This window comes from Tahibacter harae, assembly GCF_024437735.1.
Lineage (GTDB): Bacteria > Pseudomonadota > Gammaproteobacteria > Xanthomonadales > Rhodanobacteraceae > Tahibacter > Tahibacter harae.
Window position 1 is genome coordinate 47,110 of sequence record NZ_JANFQO010000001.1, and the last position, 22,853, is coordinate 69,962.

18 protein-coding genes are annotated in these 22,853 nt (G+C 66.5%); 6 read left to right on the plus strand and 12 right to left on the minus strand.

Features of this window, described 5'->3' with window-relative positions; all coding sequences use genetic code 11:
* Positions 1-2: 2 nt before the first annotated feature.
* The 4 genes from phaE to NM961_RS00220 form a co-directional block, all read right to left on the minus strand.
* The gene (gene phaE, locus NM961_RS00205; RefSeq protein WP_255910125.1) at positions 3-1,073 is read right to left on the minus strand and encodes a class III poly(R)-hydroxyalkanoic acid synthase subunit PhaE; all 1,071 of its coding nucleotides are present in this window, start codon (positions 1,071-1,073) and stop codon (positions 3-5) included.
* A 388-nt stretch (positions 1,074-1,461) separates the two neighbouring features.
* A complete protein-coding gene (locus NM961_RS00210; RefSeq protein ID WP_255910126.1) occupies positions 1,462-2,769 on the minus strand; it encodes a hypothetical protein in 1,308 nt (435 codons plus the stop codon).
* Between the two features lie 62 nt (positions 2,770-2,831).
* Positions 2,832-3,167 (minus strand): hypothetical protein, encoded by a 336-nt coding sequence (locus tag NM961_RS00215; RefSeq protein ID WP_255910127.1) that lies wholly within the window; start codon positions 3,165-3,167, stop codon positions 2,832-2,834.
* A gap of 74 nt (positions 3,168-3,241) precedes the next feature.
* A complete protein-coding gene (locus NM961_RS00220) occupies positions 3,242-6,400 on the minus strand; it encodes a CHAT domain-containing protein (protein WP_255910128.1) in 3,159 nt (1,052 codons plus the stop codon).
* A gap of 892 nt (positions 6,401-7,292) precedes the next feature.
* Between NM961_RS00220 and NM961_RS00225 the strand changes: the two genes are divergently transcribed.
* The 5 genes from NM961_RS00225 to NM961_RS00245 all read left to right on the plus strand — a co-directional run bounded on the left by NM961_RS00225 (position 7,293) and on the right by NM961_RS00245 (position 11,676).
* Entirely contained in the window at positions 7,293-7,628 is a 336-nt protein-coding gene (locus NM961_RS00225) for a serine hydrolase domain-containing protein (protein WP_255910130.1), read from the plus strand.
* Between the two features lie 84 nt (positions 7,629-7,712).
* Positions 7,713-8,933 carry a helix-turn-helix domain-containing protein gene (locus tag NM961_RS00230; RefSeq protein WP_255910132.1) on the plus strand — a complete coding sequence of 407 codons (1,221 nt, stop codon included), beginning with the start codon at positions 7,713-7,715 and terminating at the stop codon, positions 8,931-8,933.
* A gap of 123 nt (positions 8,934-9,056) precedes the next feature.
* The gene (locus NM961_RS00235) at positions 9,057-9,722 is read left to right on the plus strand and encodes a Vgb family protein (protein ID WP_255910134.1); all 666 of its coding nucleotides are present in this window, start codon (positions 9,057-9,059) and stop codon (positions 9,720-9,722) included.
* A gap of 357 nt (positions 9,723-10,079) precedes the next feature.
* Entirely contained in the window at positions 10,080-10,865 is a 786-nt protein-coding gene (locus tag NM961_RS00240) for a DUF899 domain-containing protein (protein WP_255910136.1), read from the plus strand.
* Between the two features lie 22 nt (positions 10,866-10,887).
* On the plus strand, positions 10,888-11,676 hold the full coding sequence (locus tag NM961_RS00245; protein ID WP_255910138.1) for a hypothetical protein: 789 nt from the start codon (positions 10,888-10,890) through the stop codon (positions 11,674-11,676).
* On the opposite strand, the gene NM961_RS00250 is transcribed toward NM961_RS00245, so the two are convergent.
* Positions 11,619-11,957: a hypothetical protein gene (locus NM961_RS00250; protein ID WP_255910140.1), complete on the minus strand. Its 339-nt coding sequence runs from the start codon at positions 11,955-11,957 to the stop codon at positions 11,619-11,621. The two genes, NM961_RS00245 and NM961_RS00250, sit on opposite strands and share 58 nt — an antisense overlap.
* Here NM961_RS00250 and NM961_RS00255 point away from each other — a divergent pair.
* Positions 11,956-13,299, plus strand: a complete 1,344-nt coding sequence (locus tag NM961_RS00255) for a M20/M25/M40 family metallo-hydrolase (protein WP_255910142.1) — start codon at positions 11,956-11,958, stop codon at positions 13,297-13,299. The genes NM961_RS00250 and NM961_RS00255 overlap by 2 nt on opposite strands.
* Before the next feature lie 81 nt (positions 13,300-13,380).
* On the opposite strand, the gene NM961_RS00260 is transcribed toward NM961_RS00255, so the two are convergent.
* The 7 genes from NM961_RS00260 to nusA form a co-directional block, all read right to left on the minus strand.
* Entirely contained in the window at positions 13,381-13,692 is a 312-nt protein-coding gene (locus tag NM961_RS00260; RefSeq protein WP_255910144.1) for a hypothetical protein, read from the minus strand.
* 353 nt (positions 13,693-14,045) lie between these two features.
* On the minus strand, positions 14,046-16,154 hold the full coding sequence (pnp, locus tag NM961_RS00265) for a polyribonucleotide nucleotidyltransferase (protein ID WP_255910146.1): 2,109 nt from the start codon (positions 16,152-16,154) through the stop codon (positions 14,046-14,048).
* 24 nt (positions 16,155-16,178) lie between these two features.
* The gene (rpsO, locus tag NM961_RS00270; protein ID WP_439334185.1) at positions 16,179-16,442 is read right to left on the minus strand and encodes a 30S ribosomal protein S15; all 264 of its coding nucleotides are present in this window, start codon (positions 16,440-16,442) and stop codon (positions 16,179-16,181) included.
* 293 nt (positions 16,443-16,735) lie between these two features.
* The gene (gene truB, locus NM961_RS00275) at positions 16,736-17,662 is read right to left on the minus strand and encodes a tRNA pseudouridine(55) synthase TruB (protein WP_255910149.1); all 927 of its coding nucleotides are present in this window, start codon (positions 17,660-17,662) and stop codon (positions 16,736-16,738) included.
* Positions 17,663-17,749: 87 nt separating this feature from the next.
* Positions 17,750-18,121: a 30S ribosome-binding factor RbfA gene (gene rbfA / locus NM961_RS00280; RefSeq protein WP_255910150.1), complete on the minus strand. Its 372-nt coding sequence runs from the start codon at positions 18,119-18,121 to the stop codon at positions 17,750-17,752.
* A 359-nt stretch (positions 18,122-18,480) separates the two neighbouring features.
* Positions 18,481-21,300 carry a translation initiation factor IF-2 gene (gene infB / locus NM961_RS00285; protein WP_255910151.1) on the minus strand — a complete coding sequence of 940 codons (2,820 nt, stop codon included), beginning with the start codon at positions 21,298-21,300 and terminating at the stop codon, positions 18,481-18,483.
* Between the two features lie 56 nt (positions 21,301-21,356).
* Complete coding sequence (gene nusA / locus NM961_RS00290; RefSeq protein WP_255910152.1) at positions 21,357-22,847, minus strand: transcription termination factor NusA; 1,491 nt, start codon at positions 22,845-22,847, stop codon at positions 21,357-21,359.
* Between the last annotated feature and the right edge of the window lie 6 nt (positions 22,848-22,853).

A 22,853-nucleotide genomic window follows, 5' to 3' on the forward strand; every position in this document is an offset into this window, starting at 1 on the left:
CCTCAGCGCTTGGTCTTCTTGGCGGGAGCCGCGGCGGCGGACTTGTCCGCGGCGGGTTTTTCCGGCGCGGCCTTGGCCGGCTGCGTATCGGCGGCGGCCAGCTGACGCTTGAGCGCGGCCACTTCGGCGCGCAGCGCGGCGATCTCGCCGGCCAGCTCGGAGCCGCCGTTGTCCTGGTTGTTCCTGAAAGTGCGGCGCAGTTCCTGCACCGACTTCTGCACCCCCTGCAGCTCGCTGCGCGTGGGCATGCCGAGCTGGCGCGTCTGCTGTTCGATCTCGCCCTGGATCAGCGAGCGCACGCGCATCTGCGCGTTGACCATGGCGCCGTAGACCTTGCGGAACTCGTCCGACAGGGCGATCTCGGCATAGGCTTCCTCGGCCGCGTCTATCCACAGGTCGTAGACCGCGCGCACCGATTCCAGCTGCCGGCCCGGTTCCTCGCGCTCGGCCAGCTTGGACTGGAAGCGTTCGAAGCCCTGCTGGCTGGACTTGAGGATCAGCGCGTTGTAGCGGTTGGTCTGCTCCTGGTAATCGACCAGGGCCGCGCCCAGCGCCTGCCAGCGTTCCTGGTGCTCGCGCGCCAGGCCGAAGGCCGGCATGCCCAGGGTGGAGAGAATTTCCTGCTTGAACGGGCCGCCGGCGCGGCCGAATTCGGCCATCAGCTGCTCGAAGCCCTTGGCGCCCTGGCCCGCCATATCGCGGAAATTGGCGCCGAGTGGATTATTCCACAAGGCTGGATCCATGCCCGGAATGTTGAAGCCGTTGCGCAGCGCCTCGGTCCAGGCCGCCGCACCGGCGTCGCCGCCCTGCCCCAGCGAACTGTTGAGCATGGATTGCATCAATGCCACGTAGGACTTGGCATTGGCAGTGACGCGGTCGACCAGGTCGCTCTGCTGTTGGCTCTTGCCGAAGAGCTGCGCCCACTGATCCAGCGCCGCCTGCCAGGGAGCATTGGCATCCGCCCTGCCGAAACCCGCCGGCGGCACTACGCCCTGCGACTTCCAGCCATCCCAATAGCGCTGCGCCAGCGCCTGCCATTGGTTCATCCAGTCTTGCGCTGAATTCGACGACATAAGCCCTCTCCAAAGTGCGGCCGGATGCTACACCGGCGACATGCTGCGCCGCAACAAAAGCGGTCGGATCCAAGAGACTAACTTATCTGGGGCCGATGCGATCGAGGATGGTAGTGTTTTATGTCGTGCGTGCTGCCGGGAGAGCGCTGCCGATGAACACTGGAACATGAATGCCGTGACCCAGAATATCCGCTCCCGGTGCGGATATTCCGCGCTGATGAAGCCGACGGCGACAACGGTCGCGGAGGCGTCACGGCCGCGGCCGCACACCGAAGGCCGCATCACTGCATGTTTCGCCGTGGCAATACCGCGCAGCAAAGAATGCCGGAGCGCGCAACGCGAAGCGGGCGGCGACCATCCGAGCCGCCGCCTGCACCATCTCATTCACCTACTTTTTGCGGATCTCCTCGAACCGCAGCCCCAGCACGAAACGCTGCCGGTCGGTCTCGTCCAGGCTGCTCACCATTTTAGCATCGACGTTCTTGAAGCCGCGTGCAAACGCCTCGACCTGGGCGCGGCTTGTACTTATCACGCGGCCCAGCAATATCCGCTCCAAGGTGTCGCTGACAATACGCTGCTTTATCATGCGCGGCGCTATATTCAGCCTCAAGCTGTCGATAGCTTGTTTCCTTTCGTTGGCGTCCAGCAACCTTATGACCTCAGCACCGTCATCACCTGTCTTGCGAATGTACTCGACGACGGCTTGCTCCACTTTTTTACGTCCGGCCTTTCCCAGCAGCCAATTCGCCACATTGATCGCGTACTGCTCAATATGCAGCCAGGCCGGAGTGAAACGCAGACGCAGCGCGTTCTGGTCGGTCCAGTGGTGGAAGGTCGAGTCGACTACGATATTGCCCCAGAGAGATTCTTCCGCCGCCTCGTAGGCAGACACAACCGGATACGAAACGCAGTTGTACGGATTGTCCGCGTCGTCGAACAAGGAGCGGACCGAACGCGCAACGATCTGCGGAAATGGTCCCTCCTTGTATTCCGTCACCAGCGCGGCCGCCTCGTTGCTGAGTGGCTTTTCGGCGTAGTCGTGGAGCTTGCCTTCGTGCATATGGTCCGGCAAAAACCGGATCGCCGTCTTGCGGACGCCCCGTACAGGCAGCTGCATCAGTTCATGCGGCGACTCTTTCGACAGATGCAGGACCCACACGGGTTTGGGCAACACATCGAAGTCGTCGGGCTCATCCCGATTGCTGTCGCCTGCAAGCTCGGGCCTGAACACGTCCTGGTCCGGCGAGCGGATGGTTGATTCATAGCTCCACGGACGATCTTCGCTGGGTGCACCAGCATCGCCCCAGTTGCGCATGTTGGCCACTCGCGGCGGCAGATGCCCACAAAGCCCCCACCCAACAGCTTCGTGATCACCGGTCGCAAATACGCCGACGCCTTCGTTCATACGTTTCTGGATCAGCGCGATCTCATCCGGTGTCAGCTTCAGCGCTTCTTCCGGCTTTTCGCACAACTCGGTTCCAAAGAACCAGAGCTCATCCGCGTTGCCAATCACCTCCTCGGTGATCGAGCCTTCCTTATGCGGATGCTCGATGATTTCGAAGCGGTAGCCGAAACCACGCCAATTGCGCACCGCGTTCAACAGCGCATTGAACGAATGCGCCCCCTCTGCCACGTTCTGTTCGATGATGACGACAATGCTTACCGTCGCCAGGTTTTCAGCAGGGAAAAAAGCCATTACATGCCTCCGGAAACAGAAATCAGAGATTCGGCAATCTGACAGCGAATCCGCTGGCTGCCTTATTTCCGGTTGCCGTCCCATTCACCGCCACTCTCGGCAGCGGGCTTCTTGCTCCACGTTTCCCCGGAGATCGCATCGACGCCGGTGGTCTTGGCTTTGACTACGTAGTCAACTCCGTCATCTTCGAACGCACCAGAGATCTGGCTGCCCGAAGCATCAAGATCGACAGTGCCGCTGAACTCGGCCATACCCCCGCGAATACAGGTGAATCGCGCCTTGCGCTGCCCACCTACCGGGGCAAGCTCCCGGATATCGATCACATCATTTTTTCTGACCACGACTTCATTTTTCAGCACAACCACTTTGATGATATCCCACTGGCCGATGATGCTCATGGTTCATCTCCATCTTTTTTGGTAGCGCCGCACTGTTGCGGCAGTACCTCAGTGCGTGAAGCACGCTCTTTCTCTCACCGTTCGTCGCGAATCACCGAATACCCCGCCCAATGGCGCCAGCTGCGCGCACCGCCGACACGCAACGATTCACGTTGCGCCCGCGCAAGAGCGGCGGCGATATCTGCAGGAGCATGATCGAGTTCGGTATAAACCCGCTCCGCAAAGCGTGCAGCGCGACTGTCTTCGACGGGCCAGGCAGCAGCGACTACAACTTCGGCACCGGCCTGCAGGAAGCGGCGCGCCAACGAGGACGGCGGCTGGGATTCGAACAAGCGTCCGGAAAAACCCTCACACACATTGACGAAGACGATACGTGGTGGTCGGGCCCCCAGACGCAAAGCCTGGCCACTGACGAAAGCGAAGCCATCGCCACCATCAGGATCCGGCAGCGCAAGCGCCGCGGCGTACGGATGATTGCGGCTGGCCAGGCCATGTCCCGCCACATGCAATACCCAGCGCTCGGCACCCGCGGGAGCAGCGACCGTACGCGGATCGCCGTTGCTGACGCGGCGCGCACCAAGTACCTGTTTCATCAGCCGCAGTTCGGCCGACACGGACGGCAGCTCGACCGTAGCTACGCCAGAACGATAGGCCGGGGCACTCTCCGCCTGCGCAACGGCATTGCTGTCAGGCATGTCTCTAGCACCCCAGACGACCACAGGAAAGCCCTGCGTCAATGCGGCTGGACGCAACTGTTCCGGGGTCGACGGCGGCCTGGCCAACAGTTCAATGCTGCTATGTTCGATCCAGTATTCGCCGTCGGGCTTGCGCAACGCGGCGTAGGGAGCCAGGTGCGAAGGTCCGTCCGCGACAATCATCACACGCTTCGCCGAACCTGCTGCCGCGACCAGTGGCGCGAGCTGATCCGACAGTTTTTCCAGCGCACCGGTGTCCTGCTGCTGCAGCATCGCCTCTATGGAACTGAGCAGCGTGGCCCGCGCCGGCAATGCAATCCACCGCGTACCTTGCGCGGTAGTGATCCAGGCACCGCTGGCGCGCATGCCCAGATTCAGACTGATAAGCGCGTCTGCCGGTTGCAGCGCCGCCTCCACCGCTGGCAAGTCCAGCACGGTGACCGAGGTCGTTGCTTTTCCGGCGCGGCGTATATCCAGCTGCGACTCGATCTCGTCTACCCGCTTGGCAATTCCAGCCAGCACATCCGGCGGCGGCCGAGACGCAGAAACACCTGGCGTCTGGGCTCCCGTCAGCAACATCACTTTCACGCGCAGCTCGTCGAGTAGCGCGTGCTCTTCCGCGTCGACGGGCGCTGGCGCCGGTGAGTCCGGCGCACGGGCGAATTTCCATTTGATTGACCAGGCCTTGGCCATCGCCGTGGTATCTAGCGTGGCGCCACCAAGCAGGATGTCCATCGCTTCGTCCAGTAAAGCGATGCGCCGGTCGTACAAATTCGCCACCAGCACCGGACTGCCGGGCAGATGTTCGCCGCGCTGCAGCTCTTCCAGTGCTCGCTCTATTTCCTCCAAGGCCTTGGCTCCCTCGCCACTCCGGCGATCGATGCGTGCCTTGAGCAATCGCGCGGCGCTCAGGCCATCGATCTCGTGTGTTTGGAGGCTCCAATCTATCGCCTGCTGCGCGTAGCGACGCGCCTTGGTCAGTTCACCGGCACGCAATGCAACGGCACTACGTAACAGTGCCGCCCGTGCCTTGTAGGAGCGGCTACCATTGGTTTCCAGCAGTTTCTCGCAAGCTTGCAACGCGGCATCGCGACCAGCTGTATCGCCAAGCGCGTCGAGGCGCTCGGCCAGCATCATCCATTCCTGGCTGGCCAAGCCATCACGCCCAGTCTGCACAAGGTATGCGGCCACTTCCCGGTGCGCCGCTGCGGCTGCCACGGCATTGGTCTCCATCTGTGCCAACGCCGACCGGGTAAGAGCGATCGCGCCGGGATCCTTGCTGTCCCGGGCGACGCGCAGCGCCTGTTCCAGATAGTCGCGCGCGCGCGCCGGTTCGCGTAGCTCGCCGTAGATTCGACCACGCAGATTGAGGGTATAGACCGTGCGCAATTTGTCGCCCAGAGCCTCGAACAACCGCTGCGCTTCCAGGCTGTGTTCCAACGCATCCGGCCAAGCGCCGATCTGCGATTCGTAGTTGGCGAGATTGAGCAGTACGAGGCCCAGGCTGCGGCGATTCTTGCCCGCGCGGCGCAGCTCCAACGCCGCACGATAGTTCTTCAGCGCCAGCGCCGGCTCGCCCAGCGTGTCGGCGGCTGCCGCGAGGTTCAGCATCGGCACAGGGACCTGATCGGGCGCAACCTCTTGGTAGTACGGAATCACTGCGGCATAGCAGTCCCGCGCCGCAGCCAGCTTGCCGTAGCCATGCAGGATCAGACAGCGGTTGTTCTTGGCCGAGACCCATTCATAGGCATCGCGCCGGTCGGCCCCGTGGCGCACAGCATCGGCGAAGGCCTGGTCCGCCTCGTCGAAACGATCGAGTTCGCGCAGCGCAAGTCCTTTGCCATTATTCGCGCGCGTCAGCCATTCACTGTGGCGCTGCGGATCGAGCGTGCGTATGAAGGCGTCGAACGCGGCGACGGCCTCTGCCCGCTTGCCGGTGCGCAACAGCAGATGCGCATTGCCCAGCCGCAGGAAACGCAGATCCTCGCCTTCGCCACGCGCAGCAACCACGCGTTCCACTTCGCGCAGCTTGGCCAACGCACCACTCATGGCCGCCAGATCTTCCGCACCGTTTTCGTAATGCGCCTGCGACCACAGCTCCCAGGTCGGCCGCTGCCAGCGCCGGCCTTCGGGGCTGTCGAAGGTGAAAGCGCGGGCCCGGTAGCTCAGCGCAGGCGCACCGACGCTACGCGCGCGCAGGCTGAGCAGGCAGCGGACCGGCACGACCAGGACTTCAGACGACCAAGGGCCCGACGGCGAGTTGCGCGCATGCGCCTCGTTGTCGCAGCGCGGCAGCAGATCGACGCCCAACTGCTCGACCACCACCACTAACGGCCCCGCCGAAGCATCGATCAGCAGCTGGTCTTCCCCGTCACCGACGATCGTTCGCGCGACCTGCGAACCTGCGACGAGTACCGGCTCTGCGGCAGCAGCAGCGGGATCGGCTAGCAGCGCGACAACCGTGACAAGCAGCGCTGCCAGGCTGTCGGAAAACGGAAATTGCCAACGCCTATACCGGCGCCACGGGTATCCGACCATACTCATCGCCGCCCCCTTGCGCGCCTGCGACAAATCCACCGTCCCTTGGAGCTACTTTGACACAAGTCGCGTTCGCCAGCGCAACGGCGGGCAGTGCTTTGCTTGAAAAGCCGGGCCTCGCCTGCAGCACTGACATAAGGAAATCGGCACGATCCGGTACAGCTTCCGTGCGTGCGGGAACAGCGTTTCTGCCGACAAGCCGGTCATTCACCCCAGAACAGCACACCCGGCCAAACCACAACTGACCGGCACAGCCCCCGATACGTGCGTGCAACGCGGTACGGCTACCCTTGCAGCGTTCCTGCAGCCGTACACGCAGCAGCCGACTCGCTCTCGCCACGCATCATCGCCCAAAGGACAGCCCATGACGCGCCCGGCCGCCAGCCTCTCACGCTGCCCGCCGTTCGTCGCATTGCTGGCGCAGCATCCACGCCGCCGACTGCAATCCCGTACACTGCGACGCACCAGGCCTCTATGCCAGCCGGCCGCTGCATGAAGTTTTCACGTTGCCGACCGCACCGGGTACACTGAACGACCGGGCTTTCGACGCAACCACCGCAGTGCGGCGGAAAATCTCGCCATTGCGCGCCGCCACGGTGCGATGTTCTGCGCCGGGGCGAACTGGCACTGACCCAACACCGGCTGTGACGCTCGGCGAAATCGTGCGTAAAGTGGACGGCCGTACCCTCGACCAAGCCATCACTGCGCGCACCATCGACAAATTGGCGCCCAGGACACCCGGACGCTGGTGCCCGAGAGCGGCATTGCAGGCATCTCGCCGCTACAATCCGCCAGGAAAAGGCTGATCGGTCCGCGCTGGCCGCAGGCGGCCGGTGCGATCGCCGGATGCCGGCAACATGGTGCGCTTTCTCGCTGCGCTGCTGAACGGTGAATGCTTCGTGTCGTCACCGTCGCGGAAATGTCGGCGACGTTGTATCCCGTATCCGATCCCGGCACCTATTACGGCCTGGGCCTGATGGTGTTCGATATCGACGACGCTGGCCGATGCAATCTGTGGCTGGGCGACGCCGGCGGCACGCCGGGTGCTGGCGTGCTGGTGATCTATTCGCCCGAGGACGAAGCTTTCGTCGTCGTGGCCCTGACCGGCGACGGGCCAGCGCCCGCAGCGGTGAATGCCTTGCTCAAGGCTACTACCGCGGAAAACCCTGACAGACCAGCCCGGCAGCTCCGGGCATTCACCGCGAAAGCAACACACCGCGCACATTGACAGGGCAGCGCGAGCTAGGCTTGCGCGCATGTCCGCAACCGCCAGTCCGATGCGAAATCCTGCGTCTCAAACCAGCTTTTGCCCATGGACTCCCTGATCGCCGCCGCCGGCCGCGCCCTGGCAGCCGGCGACGCCCTGAGTGCGCTCAGGCACGTGGCCCTGCGCGACGATGCGCCGGCGCTGGCGCTGCGCGGCATTGCCCTGGCCCAGTTGGGCGAATACCCGCGGGCGCACGAGCTGCTGCGTCAGGCGGCGCGCCGTTTCGGTGCGCGCGAGGCGCTGGCGCGGGCGCGCTGCGTGGTGGCCGAGGCCGAGGTCGCCCTGGTCCTGCGCGAGCTGGGCGGTTCGCCGCGCATGCTGGCGGAAGCGGCAGCACTGCTGCGCGCGCGCGGCGACAACGCCAATGCGCTGCAGGCCGGGCTGATCGCCGCGCGCCGCCTGTTGCTGCTGGGCCGGCTTGCCGAAGCCGCATCCGCGCTGGATGCGCTGGACAGTCGCAGCCTGGCGCCTCCACTGGCCGCCGTCGCGGCGCTGGTCGCCGCCGAGATCGCGCTGCGTTCGCTGGACACGTGCGCCGCGGAAGCGGCGCTGGCGCGCGCCGGCGCAGCGGCGCGGCGCGCGCGTATTCCGGCGCTGCTGGCCGAAGTGGAGGAGGCGCACGCCCTGCTCGACCGCTGCGCCGCCCGCCTCGTCCATGCCGGTCACGAGCAGCCGCTGCGGCTGCGCGAAGTGGAAAACCTGCTGGCCTCCGGCAATCTGGTCGTCGACGCCTGCCGCCGCGGCCTGCGCAGCGGCGGGCACTGGGTGCCGCTGGCGCGCCGGCCGGTACTGTTCGCCCTGCTGCGCGCGCTGGCGCAGAGCTGGCCGGGCGATGCCGGGCGCGCGGCGCTCATCGCCCAGGTGTTCCGCAGCCGCGATCCGGACGAAACGCTGCGCGCGCGGCTGCGTGTGGAAATCGGCCGCCTGCGCGCGCTGGTCGCGCCGTTCGCGGCGATACGGGCCAGCGCGCGCGGCTTTGCGCTGGCGCCGCGGGGCGAACGCAGCGTCGCCTTGCTGATGCCGCCCATCGACGGCGAACAGGCTGCGCTGCTGGCCCTGCTCGGCGACGGCGCGGCGTGGTCCACCTCGGCGCTGGCGCTGGCGCTGGGCGACAGCCAGCGCACGGTACAGCGCGCGCTGGCCGAACTTGAGGCCGCCGGCCAGGTGCGTGCAGTCGGCCGCGCCCGTGCGCAGCGCTGGCTGGCGCCCTCGCTGGCCGGATTCACGACGATCTTGTTACTCCCGGCCGCGCCGCCGGCCGGATAGATTGACGTCACGGCGCCGATCCGGTGCCGCGCAAGCCGAGCCACAAGCGGCGGGATCCGCCCCGGAACACACCGCCGGATGGATCGACACCACGACGCCGCCCGGCGCAGCAGGAGCCCGAACATGAGCAGCGAGACATCCAACCGAGCAATTAGCGCCGCCGAAATCGTGCGCGAGTACGGCCCCTTGGACGGCGCCGCCGCCGTGCATGGCGTCAGCCACGACGGCCGTCAGGTCTGGGCCGCGACCGGCGCGCAGTTGGTCGCCTTCGATCCGGCCAGCGGCGAAATCACCCGCACCCTGGCCCGCGCCGGCGATGCCGGCACCGCCTTCGACGGAACCTATCTTTACCAGATCGCCGCGGCGCGCATTCACAAGATCGACCCGGCCAGCGGCGCCATCGTCGCGGATATTCCCGCGCCGGGAGCGGGCCGCGATTCGGGCCTGGCCTGGGCCGAAGGCAGCCTCTGGGTAGGCCAGTATCGCGAACGCAAGATCCACCAGATCGACCCCGACACCGGCGCGATCCGTCGCACCCTCGATTCCAACCGCTTCGTCACCGGCGTGACCTGGGTCGACGGCGAGCTGTGGCACGGCACCTGGGAAGGCGACGAGAGCGAACTGCGTCATATCGATCCCGCCGACGGCAGCGTGCTCGAAAGCCTGGCCCTGCCGGCAGGCGTCGGCGTGAGCGGGCTCGAATCCGACGGCGCCGGACTGTTCTACTGTGGCGGCGGCAACAGCGGCAAGGTGCGTGCGGTGCGCAAACCGAAAACGGCGGCGCGCTAGCGTCCGTTTCCGCCGGCGTCACGAACATCCGCGGCCTTCGCGGCTGGAGCGGCTGCCATCGCGAACAATCGCCGCGTGGCGGGCGGCGGCAAGACGCGCCGCAGGGAAGACGACGCCGTCGCCCGCCGGCAGTCTGCGGCCCAGGACACGGGATCGCGCGCGCCTTGATGCCGCTGCGCAGCACGACCTGAGAGCTTCGGACCGGCCGCCTGCATGAAAAATGCCGCCGCGCATGCGCGGCGCATAAAAACTACTTTTTCACTATTCCCACTTCCGGAATCCAGCCGGAAACGGACGCGGCTTGCCGCAATACAGCGGCGCTCCGCCCCATCCCAACGCAATCCAGCGAGGAACCGCATGAATACCGCCATCGCCACAACCGATACCGCCAGCCATCCCGTCGTCGCGCGCGAGCGCTGGCTCGCTGCACGCAAGGCCCTGCTCGCACGCGAAAAGGAACTCACCCGCCTGCACGACCAGATCGCCCGCGAACGCCGCGCCCTGCCCTGGGTGCGGGTCGAGAAGGACTATGTCTTCGACACGCCGCAGGGGCAGCGCCGCCTCGCCGATCTGTTCGACGGCCGCAGCCAGCTGCTGGTGCAGCACTTCATGTTCGCACCAGGCTGGGAACAGGGCTGCAAGAGCTGCTCCTACATGGCCGACCACAACGACTGCGCCGCGCTCCATCTTGCCCAGCGCGACGTGACCTTGCTGGTGGTGTCGCGCGCGCCGCTGGCCGCCATCGAAGCATTCCGCCAGCGCATGGGCTGGCGCTTTGCCTGGGCTTCCTCGCACGGCAGCGATTTCAACCACGACTTCGGCGTCAACTTCAGCCAGGAAGAAATGTCTGCCGGCAAGGTCGATTACAACTATACGCGCCAGCCTTTCCCGCACGAGGAAGCGCCCGGCATCAGCGTGTTCTGCCGCGATGCGGCCGGCCAGGTGTTCCACGCCTATTCGCGCTACGGCCGCGGCGTGGAAGTGATGATGCACACCTACAGCCTGCTGGATCTCACGCCCAAGGGCCGCGACGAGGATACGCTGGACTATCCCATGGCCTGGGTGCGCCACCACGACCGCTACGCGGAGACGGCGCCCAAGCCTGCCCGCGGCGCAGCGTCCTGCTGCGGCGCGACGCCCTGATCCGCGCAGAAAGGAATTCTTCATGGCGCAGCTCTGGCCCTGGCTGTTCCTCGCCGGACTCGGCGCCCTGCACGGCCTGAGTCCGGCCAACGGCTGGCTGTTCGCCGCCGCCTGCGGCGTGCGGGCGCGCGATGGTGCGGCGGCGCGCCGCGCGCTGCTCCCGGTTGCGCTGGGACATGGCCTGTCGGTGGCGCTGGCGGTCTTCGCCGTACTGCAAGGCGTGCTGATCGGCGCAGACACCTTGCGCAGGATTGCAGGCGGCGGCCTGATCCTGCTCGCCATCGGCCGTTGGCTGCGCGACGCGGCGGGCTGCTGGAATAACGGCACGGTGCGGCTGCGATGGCTTGGGCGTGTCCGGGCCGATCCGGCCGCGGCCCGTTCCAACGCGGCCGGCGTCGGATCTGCGAGTACACGTTCCCGCGCGCTGCGCACGGCAATCGCGGCAACCAATCCCGGCGCCGCAGCCGCCATGCCGGCGGGCGCGAAAACCTTCGCCGCCCATGCCGGCATCGCGCTCTGGTCCTGCCTGATGGCCACGGTCCACGGCGCCGGCCTGATGCTGGTGCCGGCGCTGGTGCCGCTGTGTTTGTCGGATTCGCCAGCGCGCGCGATCACCGCATCCGGCTCCCTGCCGCTGGCGCTGGCTGCCATCGGCGTACATCTGGCAGCGATGCTGCTGACGGCCGGACTGATCGCCGCCGGCGTCTGCCGCGGCATGGCACGGCTGCCGGCCCTGCCCGCCGGCGCGTTGCGTCAGGCCTGGACGGCGGCGCTGGGCGCGACGGGCGGCCTGCTGCTGGCATCGATGTAGCAGCACAGCGCCGCAGACAATAGAAAAATAACGAGATTTTTCAACAAAGCGGCACCGGACAGCAGCGTCTGCAGCACCGCACGCCGGCGCACGGATCCCGCCGGCCGGATCGCGCCCCGTCGGCACAGGAACAGCGCGTACGCTCCGGCGGCGTACCGTCGAGGCGGCGTCCATTTCCGCCACTGAACAATCCGCCGCAACTGTGTCTTGCCGGCTGCGGGATGCAGGCTCACCATTTCCCGCTGCCGGCGCGTGCCGGCATTCGGCGGGGACAGGCTCATGGGCGTCAGGCGCAGGCTGGCAGCGGTGATCCCGCTGGCCGTGGCGGAGATCGTCGCGACGGTATCGGCTCACGCCCGCGGTACCGGCTCGCCGGACGCCGAAACGGTCTACATCGTCACTGCCCGCCAGACCTATGATGCAGCCGGCCTGCTGGCCCGCGAAGCGACCGCCTGGAAAGACAGCCTGGGCCGCGAGCTGGTCATTGCACAGCTGGACCCGCTCCAGATCGGTGCGCTCAGCCGCCACGTCCACGAACGCGAGCAACGCTGCGGCGGCTTTTTCGCCTTCGCCAGCCGGCCGGAAGCCGAAGCCTTCATCGTGCGCGACCGCACTGCCGAAGCCATCGCGCTGCCGCTGGGCGGTCTCTATACCATCGACAACCAGGCCACGGTCGGCCCCTGGCTGGCGCAGGTGAGCGAGGCGAACATCCACGCCACCATCACTACCCTGTCCGCGTTCCGCAACCGCTACTACGCCTCGCCGTACGGCCGCCAGGCGGCCGAATGGATACGCGACAGCTGGCAGGCGCTTGCGGCGGAGCGCGACGACGCCACGGTGGAACTGTTCCAAGGCTGCAGCAACTGCTCCACCCAGCCTTCGGTAATCCTCACCGTGCGCGGTGCGGAATTGCCGGACGAGGTGGTCGTACTCGGCGGCCATCTGGATTCGATCACCAGCGCCTTCTCCGTCCCCGTTCCCGACCTGGAACAGCCCGCGCCCGGCGCCGATGACGATGCTTCCGGCATCGCCACCCTCACCGAGATCATCCGCATCAGCCTGGCCAGCGGCTGGAAACCCCGGCGCACCGTGAAATTCATGGGCTACGCGGCCGAGGAAGTCGGCCTGCGCGGCTCCGCGGCCATCGCCAACCGCTTCCGCGACGACGGCATCAACGTCATCGGCGTGCTGCAGCTGGACATGACCAATTATCGCCAGAACGTGGGCCGGGACCTGCGCATCGTCAGTGATTTTTCCAACACGGCGCTGACCACTTACTTCGCCGAACTGTTCGACGCCTATCTGGTGCCGCTGGGCGGAGTGCGCTCGGCACTGGCCTGCAACTATGGCTGTTCCGACCATGCCTCGTGGACATCGGCCGGCTTCCCCGCAGGCATGGTGTTCGAGGCCGGCCGGCCGCAGAACCCGAACAATCCCTGGGATCTGGGCGCCTTCCAGAGCATACACAGCACCGCCGACACGCTGGCCAACATGGGCAACTCCGCCAGCAACAGCGTGCGCTTCGCCCAGTTCGGACTGGCCTTCGCCGGCGAGCTGGGCAAGACCTACGACGGGGCTGAGGACGCGATTTTCAGTGATGACTTCGAGGTGGTGGTGGACTGAAAGCCAGAGGCAAAAACCTCGGCAAAAAGCTCGCCTCTCCGATTCAGGCTGCCCTGTTCGCACCCGCCGTGCGCAGGTCGCTCAGCCTGCGTATCCATGCGAGGCTTCTATGCCCTGATCGCCGGCAGCATCCAGAAACGCGCGCATGTCCGGCAGGACTTCCGGCCACCGGCTCTTGCCGCTGGACTGCCTGATGGCAATTCTGGCGTGTTCGGTCACGGCGAATGCAGTACTTCCACGCAAGTCGATCCGCTCCAGTAACGCGCCGCGGCCACTTTCGCCAGCCCGTACGTCGATGAATAGCGTACCGGGGCCGGCGTGGATGGTTCCGCGGTTTTCTCCGAGCGGAAAATCGCTCCGGCTTCGCTTCAGCCAGGTTTTGTCAGCCGGCATGCGGTAAGCGTAGTCGTGACAAAGGAAGTCGGCATGGTGGCTGACGGCTCGCGCGAATCCGTGGACCGCTGCCCGCAACTGTGCACCGTCTCTGCCGCTCCACGCCCCGACGTCCTGGCCTTTTGCGACCGAGTAGTTCGCATAGACGCTAAGCGCATGCAGCAGCGCGTTTCCTTAGGGCCACTGCCCGCTGTGGAGGATCTCCAGATCGCGCTTGAAGTAGCCGAAATGCCGCACCGCCGCGCCGCAACGCAGGCTGATCCTGAACATCGCCGTTTCCTCCGTGGACAATTCCGCCAATGAAAAAAGCCGGCACATGGCCGGCTTTCTTCATTCTTTTGCAGAACCAGGGATCAGGCCGAAGCCTGCGCCTCGTCTTCCAGCACTGCCTTCATCGACAGGCGGATGCGGCCCTGCTTGTCGACTTCCAGCACCTTGACGCGCACGGTGTCGCCTTCCTTGAGCTTGTCGGAGACTTTCTCGACGCGCTCGTTGGAGATCTGCGAGACGTGGACCAGGCCGTCCTTGCCGGGCAGGATGGTGACGAAGGCGCCGAAGTCCATGAGCTTGGCGACCTTGCCTTCGTAGATGCGGCCCGGCTCGACGTCGGAGACGATCATCTCGATGCGCTTCTTGGCTTCGTCCGCGGCGGCGCGGTTGACCGAGGCGATGACGATGCTGCCGTCGTCCTGGATGTCGATGGTGGTGCCGGTTTCCTCGGTGATGGCGCGGATGACCGAACCGCCCTTGCCGATGACTTCGCGGATCTTGTCCGGGTGGATGCGCATGGTCAGCAGGCGCGGCGCGAATTCGCTCATTTCCGAGCGCGCCGAGGTGATGACCTTGTTCATTTCGCCGAGGATGTGCAGACGGCCGCGCTTGGCCTGTTCCAGCGCCACGCGCATGATCTCTTCGGTGATGCCGTCGATCTTGATGTCCATCTGCAGGGCGGAGATACCGTCCTGGGTACCGGCCACCTTGAAGTCCATGTCGCCGAGGTGGTCTTCGTCGCCGAGGATGTCGGACAGCACGACGAATTCGTCGCCTTCCTTGACCAGACCCATGGCGATGCCGGCCACCGGGGCGGTCAGCGGCACGCCGGCGTCCATCATGGCCAGCGAGGAACCGCACACCGAGGCCATCGACGAGGAGCCGTTGGATTCGGTGATTTCCGACACCACGCGCAGCACGTACGGGAAGGCTTCCATGCTCGGCTTGACCGCCTGCACGCCGCGCTTGGCGAGACGGCCGTGGCCGATTTCACGGCGCTTGGGGCCGGCCATGCGGCCGCATTCGCCGACCGAGAACGGCGGGAAGTTGTAGTGGAACAGGAACGTGTCCTTCGACTCGCCTTCCGGCGCATCGATGATCTGCGAGTCCTTGGTGGTGCCCAGGGTCACGGTGACCAGGGCCTGGGTCTCGCCGCGAGTGAACAAGGCGGAACCATGGGTGCGCGGCAGCACGCCGACACGGATGTCGATGTTGCGCACGGTGTCCAGCGCGCGGCCGTCGATGCGGACCTTGGTCTTGAGCACGCCGTCGCGCAGGGCGCGGTATTCGATATCGCCGAGGGCGAAGCCGATCTCGCTGTCGGTCCACTTGTTGGCGGCGGCCTGCTCGGCGATGGCGGCCTTCACTTCGCTCTTGAGCGCGGACTGCGCATCGCGGCGGGCCAGCTTGTCGCGGATCTGGAAGGTCTCGGCCATGCGGTTGCCGATCTGCGCCTCCAGGGCGGCGAACAGGGCGTCGTTGCGCGGCGGAGCGGTCCAGTTGAAGGTCTTGCGGCCGGCTTCGGCGGCGAAGGCTTCGATCGCGGCGATGGCGCTCTTGAGGGCGTTGTGGCCGAAGGTCACGGCGCCCAGCATCACTTCCTCGCTGAGCAGCTTGGCTTCGGATTCCACCATCAGCACGGCGTTGCTGGTGCCGGCGACGACGAGTTCCAGATCGGAATTCTTCAGGTCACTGACGCTGGGGTTGAGCACGTAGTGGCCGTTGATCACGCCGACCTTGGCGGCGCCGATCGGGCCCTTGAACGGCACGCCGGCCAGGACCAGGGCGGCGGAGGCGCCGATCAGCGCCGGGATGTCGCCGTCGACTTCCGGATTCAGCGACATGACCGTCGCGATGATCTGGATTTCGTTGCGGAACTCTTCCGGGAACAGCGGACGGATCGGACGGTCGATCAGGCGCGAGGTCAGCGTTTCCTTTTCGGTCGGACGGCCTTCGCGCTTGAAGAAGCCGCCGGGGATGCGCCCGGCGGAGTAGAACTTTTCCTGATAGTCGACGGTGAGCGGGAAGAAATCCTGCCCTTCGCGTGCCTTGCCGGCCGCCACCGCCGTGACCAGCACGACGGTTCCGCCCATGCTGACCATGACCGCGCCGCTAGCCTGGCGGGCGATTTCGCCCGTTTCCAGCGTGACTTCGTGATTACCGTACTGGAACGACTTGGTTACTTTCGCCACTGCCATCTCCTCGGTCTGGTGCGCTTAGCGGCGGATGCCGAGGCGGTCGATCAGGGTCTTGTAGCGGTTGGCGTCCTTGGCCTTGAGGTAGGCCAGCAGGCGGCGGCGCTGGTTGACCATCTTGAGCAGGCCGCGGCGGGAATGATGATCCTTGGCGTGCTTGGCGAAGTGGCTGGAGAGGCTGTCGATGCGGGCGGACAGCAGGGCAACCTGGACTTCCGGGGAACCGGTGTCGTTCGGCACGCGGCCGAAATCGGCGAGGATCTTCTGGGTTTGTTCGACGTTCAACATTTTTTCGTGACCTTGAAAGCTAGACGAGGCTTGTGCAGCGCGACCGACCGGAGCGATGGCGCTGCACAAGCCCCGCGTGGGGTGAATTGTCAAGAGAGCCGCGGGATTTTAACGCCAGACGCCGCGGCGCAACAAGTCTGAAAGAATAATCGCTGGATGATCCGGCCGGGGCGGACGCGGCGCAGCGGCGCCGGCCCGCGGTACGCCCTGCCCCGCGGCCCGGGCTGGCACCAGCCCTGTCCACCGCCGCGGCTGGCGCGACCGGACCGCGTACCGCAAGCCGGCACCGCTCAGTCCGGCAGATTCAATCCACGCCGCACGCGCAGCAGGCCGGTTTCGTCGATCTCGCCCAGGGCGAGCAGGCGGCCGCCGGGGCCGTGTACGCGGCACAGGCCAGGCGCCACGCCCAGCCCGGTCAACATCTGCCCCTGGACCAGGCGCTGGGCCTGCGCCGCATCCAGCGCGAGTACCGGCAGCTCCGCCAGGCCGGCATCGGTCGGCAGCAGCAAGGGATCTATGCTTTCCCGGCCCTGGGTCAGCAGCAGCGTCTCCAGCTCCTGCAGCGTCCACATGCGCGGCTGGACGAAGGGCGCCACCCAGCTGCGCCGCAGCGCGGTCAGATGGGCGCCGCAACCGAGGAATTCGCCCAGGTCGGTCGCCAGACTGCGCACATAGGTGCCCGAGCCGCATTCCACGTCCAGCTCCAGCACATCGCCACGGCGCGCGCGCAGCTCCAGGCGGAACACCTCGACCTCGCGCGGCGCGGCGCTGACCTCTTCGCCGTCGCGGGCGCGACGGTACAGCGGCACGCCGTCCTGCTTGAGCGCCGAATACACCGGCGGTATCTGGGTGATGCGGCCGCGCAGGCGGGCCAGTGCGGCCTCGATACGGGCGTCGTCGAGCTCCGGCACAGGCCGGCGCTGCACTACTTCGCCTTCGGCATCGGCGGTGGTCGTGGTCACGCCCAGCTGCACCGTGGCCGCATAGGCCTTGGACGCGCCCAGCAGGTAGGCGGCGATCTTGGTCGCCTCGCCGAAGCACAGCGGCAGCAGGCCGGTGGCCAGCGGATCCAGGCTGCCGGTATGGCCGCCCTTGGCCGCCAGGAACAGGCGGCGCGCCTTCTGCAGGGCCTGGTTGGAACTCAGGCCCTGCGGCTTGTCCAGCAGCAGGATGCCGTGGACGTCGCGCCAGGGCGTGGGGTCTTTCTTCTTGCTCATCGGGGTGGAGCCGGGATTCGGGATGGGGGATTCGGGATTGGGTGGCCAATCAGAATCCTGACTACCGGCTCCCGCGCGAGGGCAAGCTCACTCTGCGTCCGGTTCCCGCGACGCCGGCCGCGGCGCATCGCGCAGCAGCTGCTCTATACGCTCGCCCTTGTCGACCGAGTCGTCGTACTTGAAGCGCAGCTCCGGCACGCGGCGGATCTTCATGATGCGCGAGAGTTCGCGGCGGAAGTCCTTGGCCATTTCGTTGAGCAGCTTGACCGCCGGCGGGCCCTGTTCGGCCAGCAGCGCGGTGATGTAGACGGTGGCGACGTCCAGCTCGCGCGAAGCCTCGACATCGGAGACGCTGACCGAAGGCAGCGCGTTGTCGCGCACGACCTCGTGCACCAGGGTGCCGACGAGACGGCGCAGCTCCGCGGAGATGCGGTCGGAACGGTGGAAAGTGTTTGGCATGGCGTTTTACTCCCGCGCTGTGCGCAAGCCGTTGCCGGTGCCGCCGGCTCCCCGATGGGAAAGATTCACCGGGAAGCCGCTGCACCACGAAAAACCGGCACGCGCTGGCCGCGCAGCCGGCTTTTTGCTGAAGTCCCCAGGAACGAAGAGGACGGCCGGCGCCTTGCAGCACAAAGCGCCGGCGAAGCTGTGAAGCACCAGACCGTCAGCGCAGCGAGAACCGCCACGTCGCCGCGATGCCGCCTGCAATGGAACCCGCTTGATTCAAGAGGCCGGCCGACCCCTTGCGTTGCAAAGGGCCGGCGAAGTTGTGGAGACCGGCAACCGAGCGCAGCAGCGCCCCCGGTGCCGCCGCGACGTCAGAACGTGCGCTGTACCTCGATGCGCTCGAAGCACTCGATCTGGTCGCCCGGCTTGACGTCGTTGTACTGCTTCACCGCGATGCCGCATTCCATGCCGTTGCGCACTTCGTCGACCACGTCCTTGAAGCGGCGCAGCGATTCCAGTTCGCCCTGGAAGATCACGGTGTTGTCGCGCAGCACGCGGATCGGCTTGTTGCGCTTGACGAAACCCTCGATGACCATGCAGCCCGCCACCGCGCCGAACTTGGAGCTGCGGAAGACTTCGCGCACCTGGGCCACGCCGATGATCTCCTCGCGCACTTCCATGCCGAGCAGGCCGGAAGCCACCTGCTTCACCTGGTCGATCACGTCGTAGATGATGGAGAAGTAGCGCAGATCCAGGCCGTTGGCTTCGATCACCTTGCGTGCCGAGGCATCGGCGCGCACGTTGAAGCCGATGATGGTGGCCTTGGAGGCCGCCGCCAGGGTGGCGTCGGACTCGGTGATGCCGCCCACGCCGGACACGATGACGTTGACCTTGACCAGTTCGTTGGTCAGCTTGGTCAGCGAATCACGCAGCGCCTCGGCAGAACCCTGCACGTCGGCCTTGACCACGAGGTTCAGGGTCTGCTGATCGCCGCCCTGGGTCATCGTCGCCATGATGTCTTCGAGCTTGGTGCTCTGCTTGACCAGGCGCGACTCGCGGCGCTTCTGGTTGCGCTGCTGGGCGACGTCCTTGGCCAGGCGCTCGTCGGCGACGGAGACGAAATCGTCGCCGGCGTCGGGCACGCCCGACAGGCCCAGCACCTGCACCGGGATCGACGGGCCGGCCTCGCTCACCTGCTGGCCGGATTCGTTGAACATGGCGCGCACGCGGCCGTATTCCACGCCGCAGACCAGGAAGTCGCCGCGCTTGAGCGTACCGGCCTGCACCAGCACCGTCGCGACCGGGCCGCGGCCCTTGTCCAGGCTGGACTCGACCACCACGCCCGAGGCGCGGCCTTCGCGCACGGCCTGCAGTTCCAGCACTTCGGCCTGCACCGAGATCGCATCGAGCAGCGCATCCACGCCCATGCCGGTCTTGGCCGACAGCGGCACGAACTGGGTATCGCCGCCCCACTCTTCCGGCACGACTTCGTGCTGCACCAGGCCCTGCTTCACGTTGTCCGGGTTGGCCTCGGATTTGTCCATCTTGTTGACGGCGACGATCATGGGCACGCCGGCGGCGCGCGCATGCTTGACCGCTTCCACCGTCTGCGGCATCACGCCGTCGTCGGCGGCGACCACCAGCACGACGATGTCGGTCAGCTTGGCGCCGCGCGCGCGCATCGCGGTGAAGGCGGCGTGGCCCGGCGTGTCGAGGAAGGTGATAACGCCCTTGGGCGTGGTCACGTGGTAGGCGCCGATGTGCTGGGTGATGCCGCCGGCTTCGCCCGAGGCGACCTTGGTGCGGCGGATGTAGTCCAGCAGCGAGGTCTTGCCGTGGTCGACATGGCCCATGATGGTGACCACCGGCGGACGCGATTCCTTGTCGCCATGATCGGCCTCGGAATGGGCGATCAGGGCGGTTTCGGCATCGTCGTCGCTGATGCGGGTCGCCTTGTGGCCGAGTTCTTCCACCACCAGCACGGCGGTGTCGTGGTCGATGGCCTGGTTGATCGTGGCCATGACGCCCATCTTGAACAGGGCCTTGACCACGTCGGAACCCTTCACCGCCATCTTGGCGGCGAGTTCGGCCACGACGATGGCATCGCCGATGGCGATGTCGCGCACGACCGGCGCGGTCGGCTTGGCAAAGCCGTGCTGCCCGGTAATGCGGCTGAGATCGGGCTTGCCGCGCGGCTTCTTGCGGTTGGAGCGGCGCGCGCGTTCTTCCGCGGTCAGGTGCAGCTCGCCGCCGGAGAAGCGGTGGCCGATATCCGGCGACGGCCCTTCGGTCATGCGGTGCGAGCCGTGCTTGACGCGGTTGCCGCTGTTGCGGTTCTGCGTATCGTCGCTGCGCTTGGGCGCCGCCGGACGGTGCGGCACATGATGCGTGGTCGCGTCGCGGCGCGGCGGACGCGCATCAGTGCTGCCGCCCGGTCGCGGCGCACCGGCGCCGGCACCCGCCATGGGCGGACGCGAAGGCGTGGAATCCGGCCGGCCCTGCGGGCGCGGCGGCGGCGCGTCGCTGCGGCCCTGCGGACGCGGCGGCGCGGACTCGACGCGGGGCTGCGGCCGCGCCGGCGGCGGCGTGGCGGCCGGCGCCGTCTGCGCCGGCGCAGCCGTGCTGGCGGATTCGGCGACGACGCGCTCGCGCGCTTCTTCCTCGCGGCGGCGGGCTTCCTCTTCGCGGCGGCGCGCTTCTTCCTCGGCGGCGGCAGCGGCCGCTGCCGCGGCGGCGGCCTTGGCTTCTTCCTCGGCGCGGCGCTTTTCCTGCGCGGCGCGTTCCAGTTCCTCGCCTTCGCGGCGCAGGGTGGATTCGCCCAGCTTGCGCAGAGCTTCCTCGCGCTCGCTGTCGACCTTCTGCTCTTCCTCGACCGAGCTGCGCTTGACGTAGGTGCGCTTCTGGCGCACTTCCACGTTCACGGTCTTGCCGCGGGCGGCGCCCTGGTTGACCGTGATCTCGCTGACCGTCTTGCGCTTGAGCGTGATCTGGCGCGGCGCGGAATCCTCGGCGACCGGTTCGGTCTTGCCGTGGGTGCGGCGCAGGAATCCGAGCAGTTTCACCTTCTCGGTGCTGCTGATCACCTGGTCGGCGTTGCTGAATTTCATGCCGGCTTCGGCCAGCTGCGAAAGCAGCTTTTCTACCGGCGTGCCCAGGACCTGGGCCAATTGTTTGATGGTGACGTCCGACATTTTGGTTACTCCGTGATCCGCTGCTGCCCGTTGCTGCCGTCGCAATCCGGGGCGGATTACGTCGCGGTAGCGCGCGCGGCCACGATCAACGCGGCGGCACGATCCTCATCCATTCCTTCGATACCGAATTCCATCAGCTCATCGGTGGCCAGATCGGCAAGATCCTGGCCGGTGACGATGCCGTGCTGGGCCAGGGTATAGGCCAGCGCCTCGTCCATGCCCTCGACCGAAACCAGGTCGTCGGCCGGCTTGTGCTCGTCGATGTTCTCTTCCACCGCCAGCGCCTCGGTGAGCAGGGCGTCGCGGGCGCGGGCGCGCAGTTCCTCGACGATGTCCTCGTCGAAGCCGTCCACGGCCAGCAGCTCGCCGGTGGGCACGTAGGCGATTTCCTCCACCGTGGAGAAGCCTTCCTGCACCAGGATGGCGGCGATCTCCGCATCCACTTCCAGGCGCGTCATGAACAGCTGGCGCGCGGCCTCCTGCTCCGATTCGCTCTTGTTGCGTACCTGCGCCTCGGTCATCACGTTGAGCTGCCAGCCGGAAAGCTTGCTGGCGAGACGCACGTTCTGGCCGCCGCGGCCGATGGCCTGGGAAAGCTTGTCCTCGGCCACGGCGATGTCCATGGAGTGCTTGTCCTCGTCGACGATGATGGACTGCACTTCCGCCGGCGCCATCGCGTTGATGACGAACTGGGCCGGGTTGTCGTTCCACAGGACGATGTCGATGCGCTCGCCGTTCAGCTCGTTCGACACGGCCTGCACGCGCGAACCGCGCATGCCGATACAGGCGCCGATGGGATCGGTGCGGGTATCGGTGGCCAGCACCGCGATCTTGGCGCGGTCGCCGGCATCGCGGGCGCAGGCCTTGATCTGCACCAGGCCCTGGCCGACTTCCGGCACTTCGAGCTTGAACAGCTCCATCATGAATTCCGGCGCAGTGCGCGACACGAACAGCTGCGGACCGCGCGCCTCGGCGCGCACGTCGTACAGGTAGCCGCGCACGCGGTCGCCGGTGCGCACGGTTTCGCGCGGGATGGTCTTGTCGCGGGCGATGAAGGCTTCGGCGTTGCCGCCGAGATCCAGGTAGACCGCGCCGCGCTCCACGCGCTTGACCACGCCGGTGATGAGTTCGCCGATGCGGTCGCGGAAAGCGTCGACCACCTGGGCGCGCTCGGCCTCGCGCACGCGCTGCACGATCACCTGCTTGGCGGCCTGCGCTGCAATGCGGCCAAATTCGGGGTTTTCAATCTGCTCTTCGACGAAATCGCCGATCTCCGCGCCGGGCTTCTCGTCGACGGCATCCATCAGGCGGATCATGCGCTCGGGCGACTCCATCACGATGTCGTCGGGCACCACCTCCCAGCGGCGGAAGGTTTCGTAGTCGCCGTTGGTGCGGTTGATCGAGACGCGGATGGACACGTCCTGGTCGACGTAGCGCTTCTTCGCCGCCGAGGCCAGCGCCGCTTCCATCGCATCGAAGATGACCGCCTTGTCGACGCCCTTCTCGTTGGCGACCGCGTCAACCACCAGCAAAAGTTCTTTGCTCATCGCTTG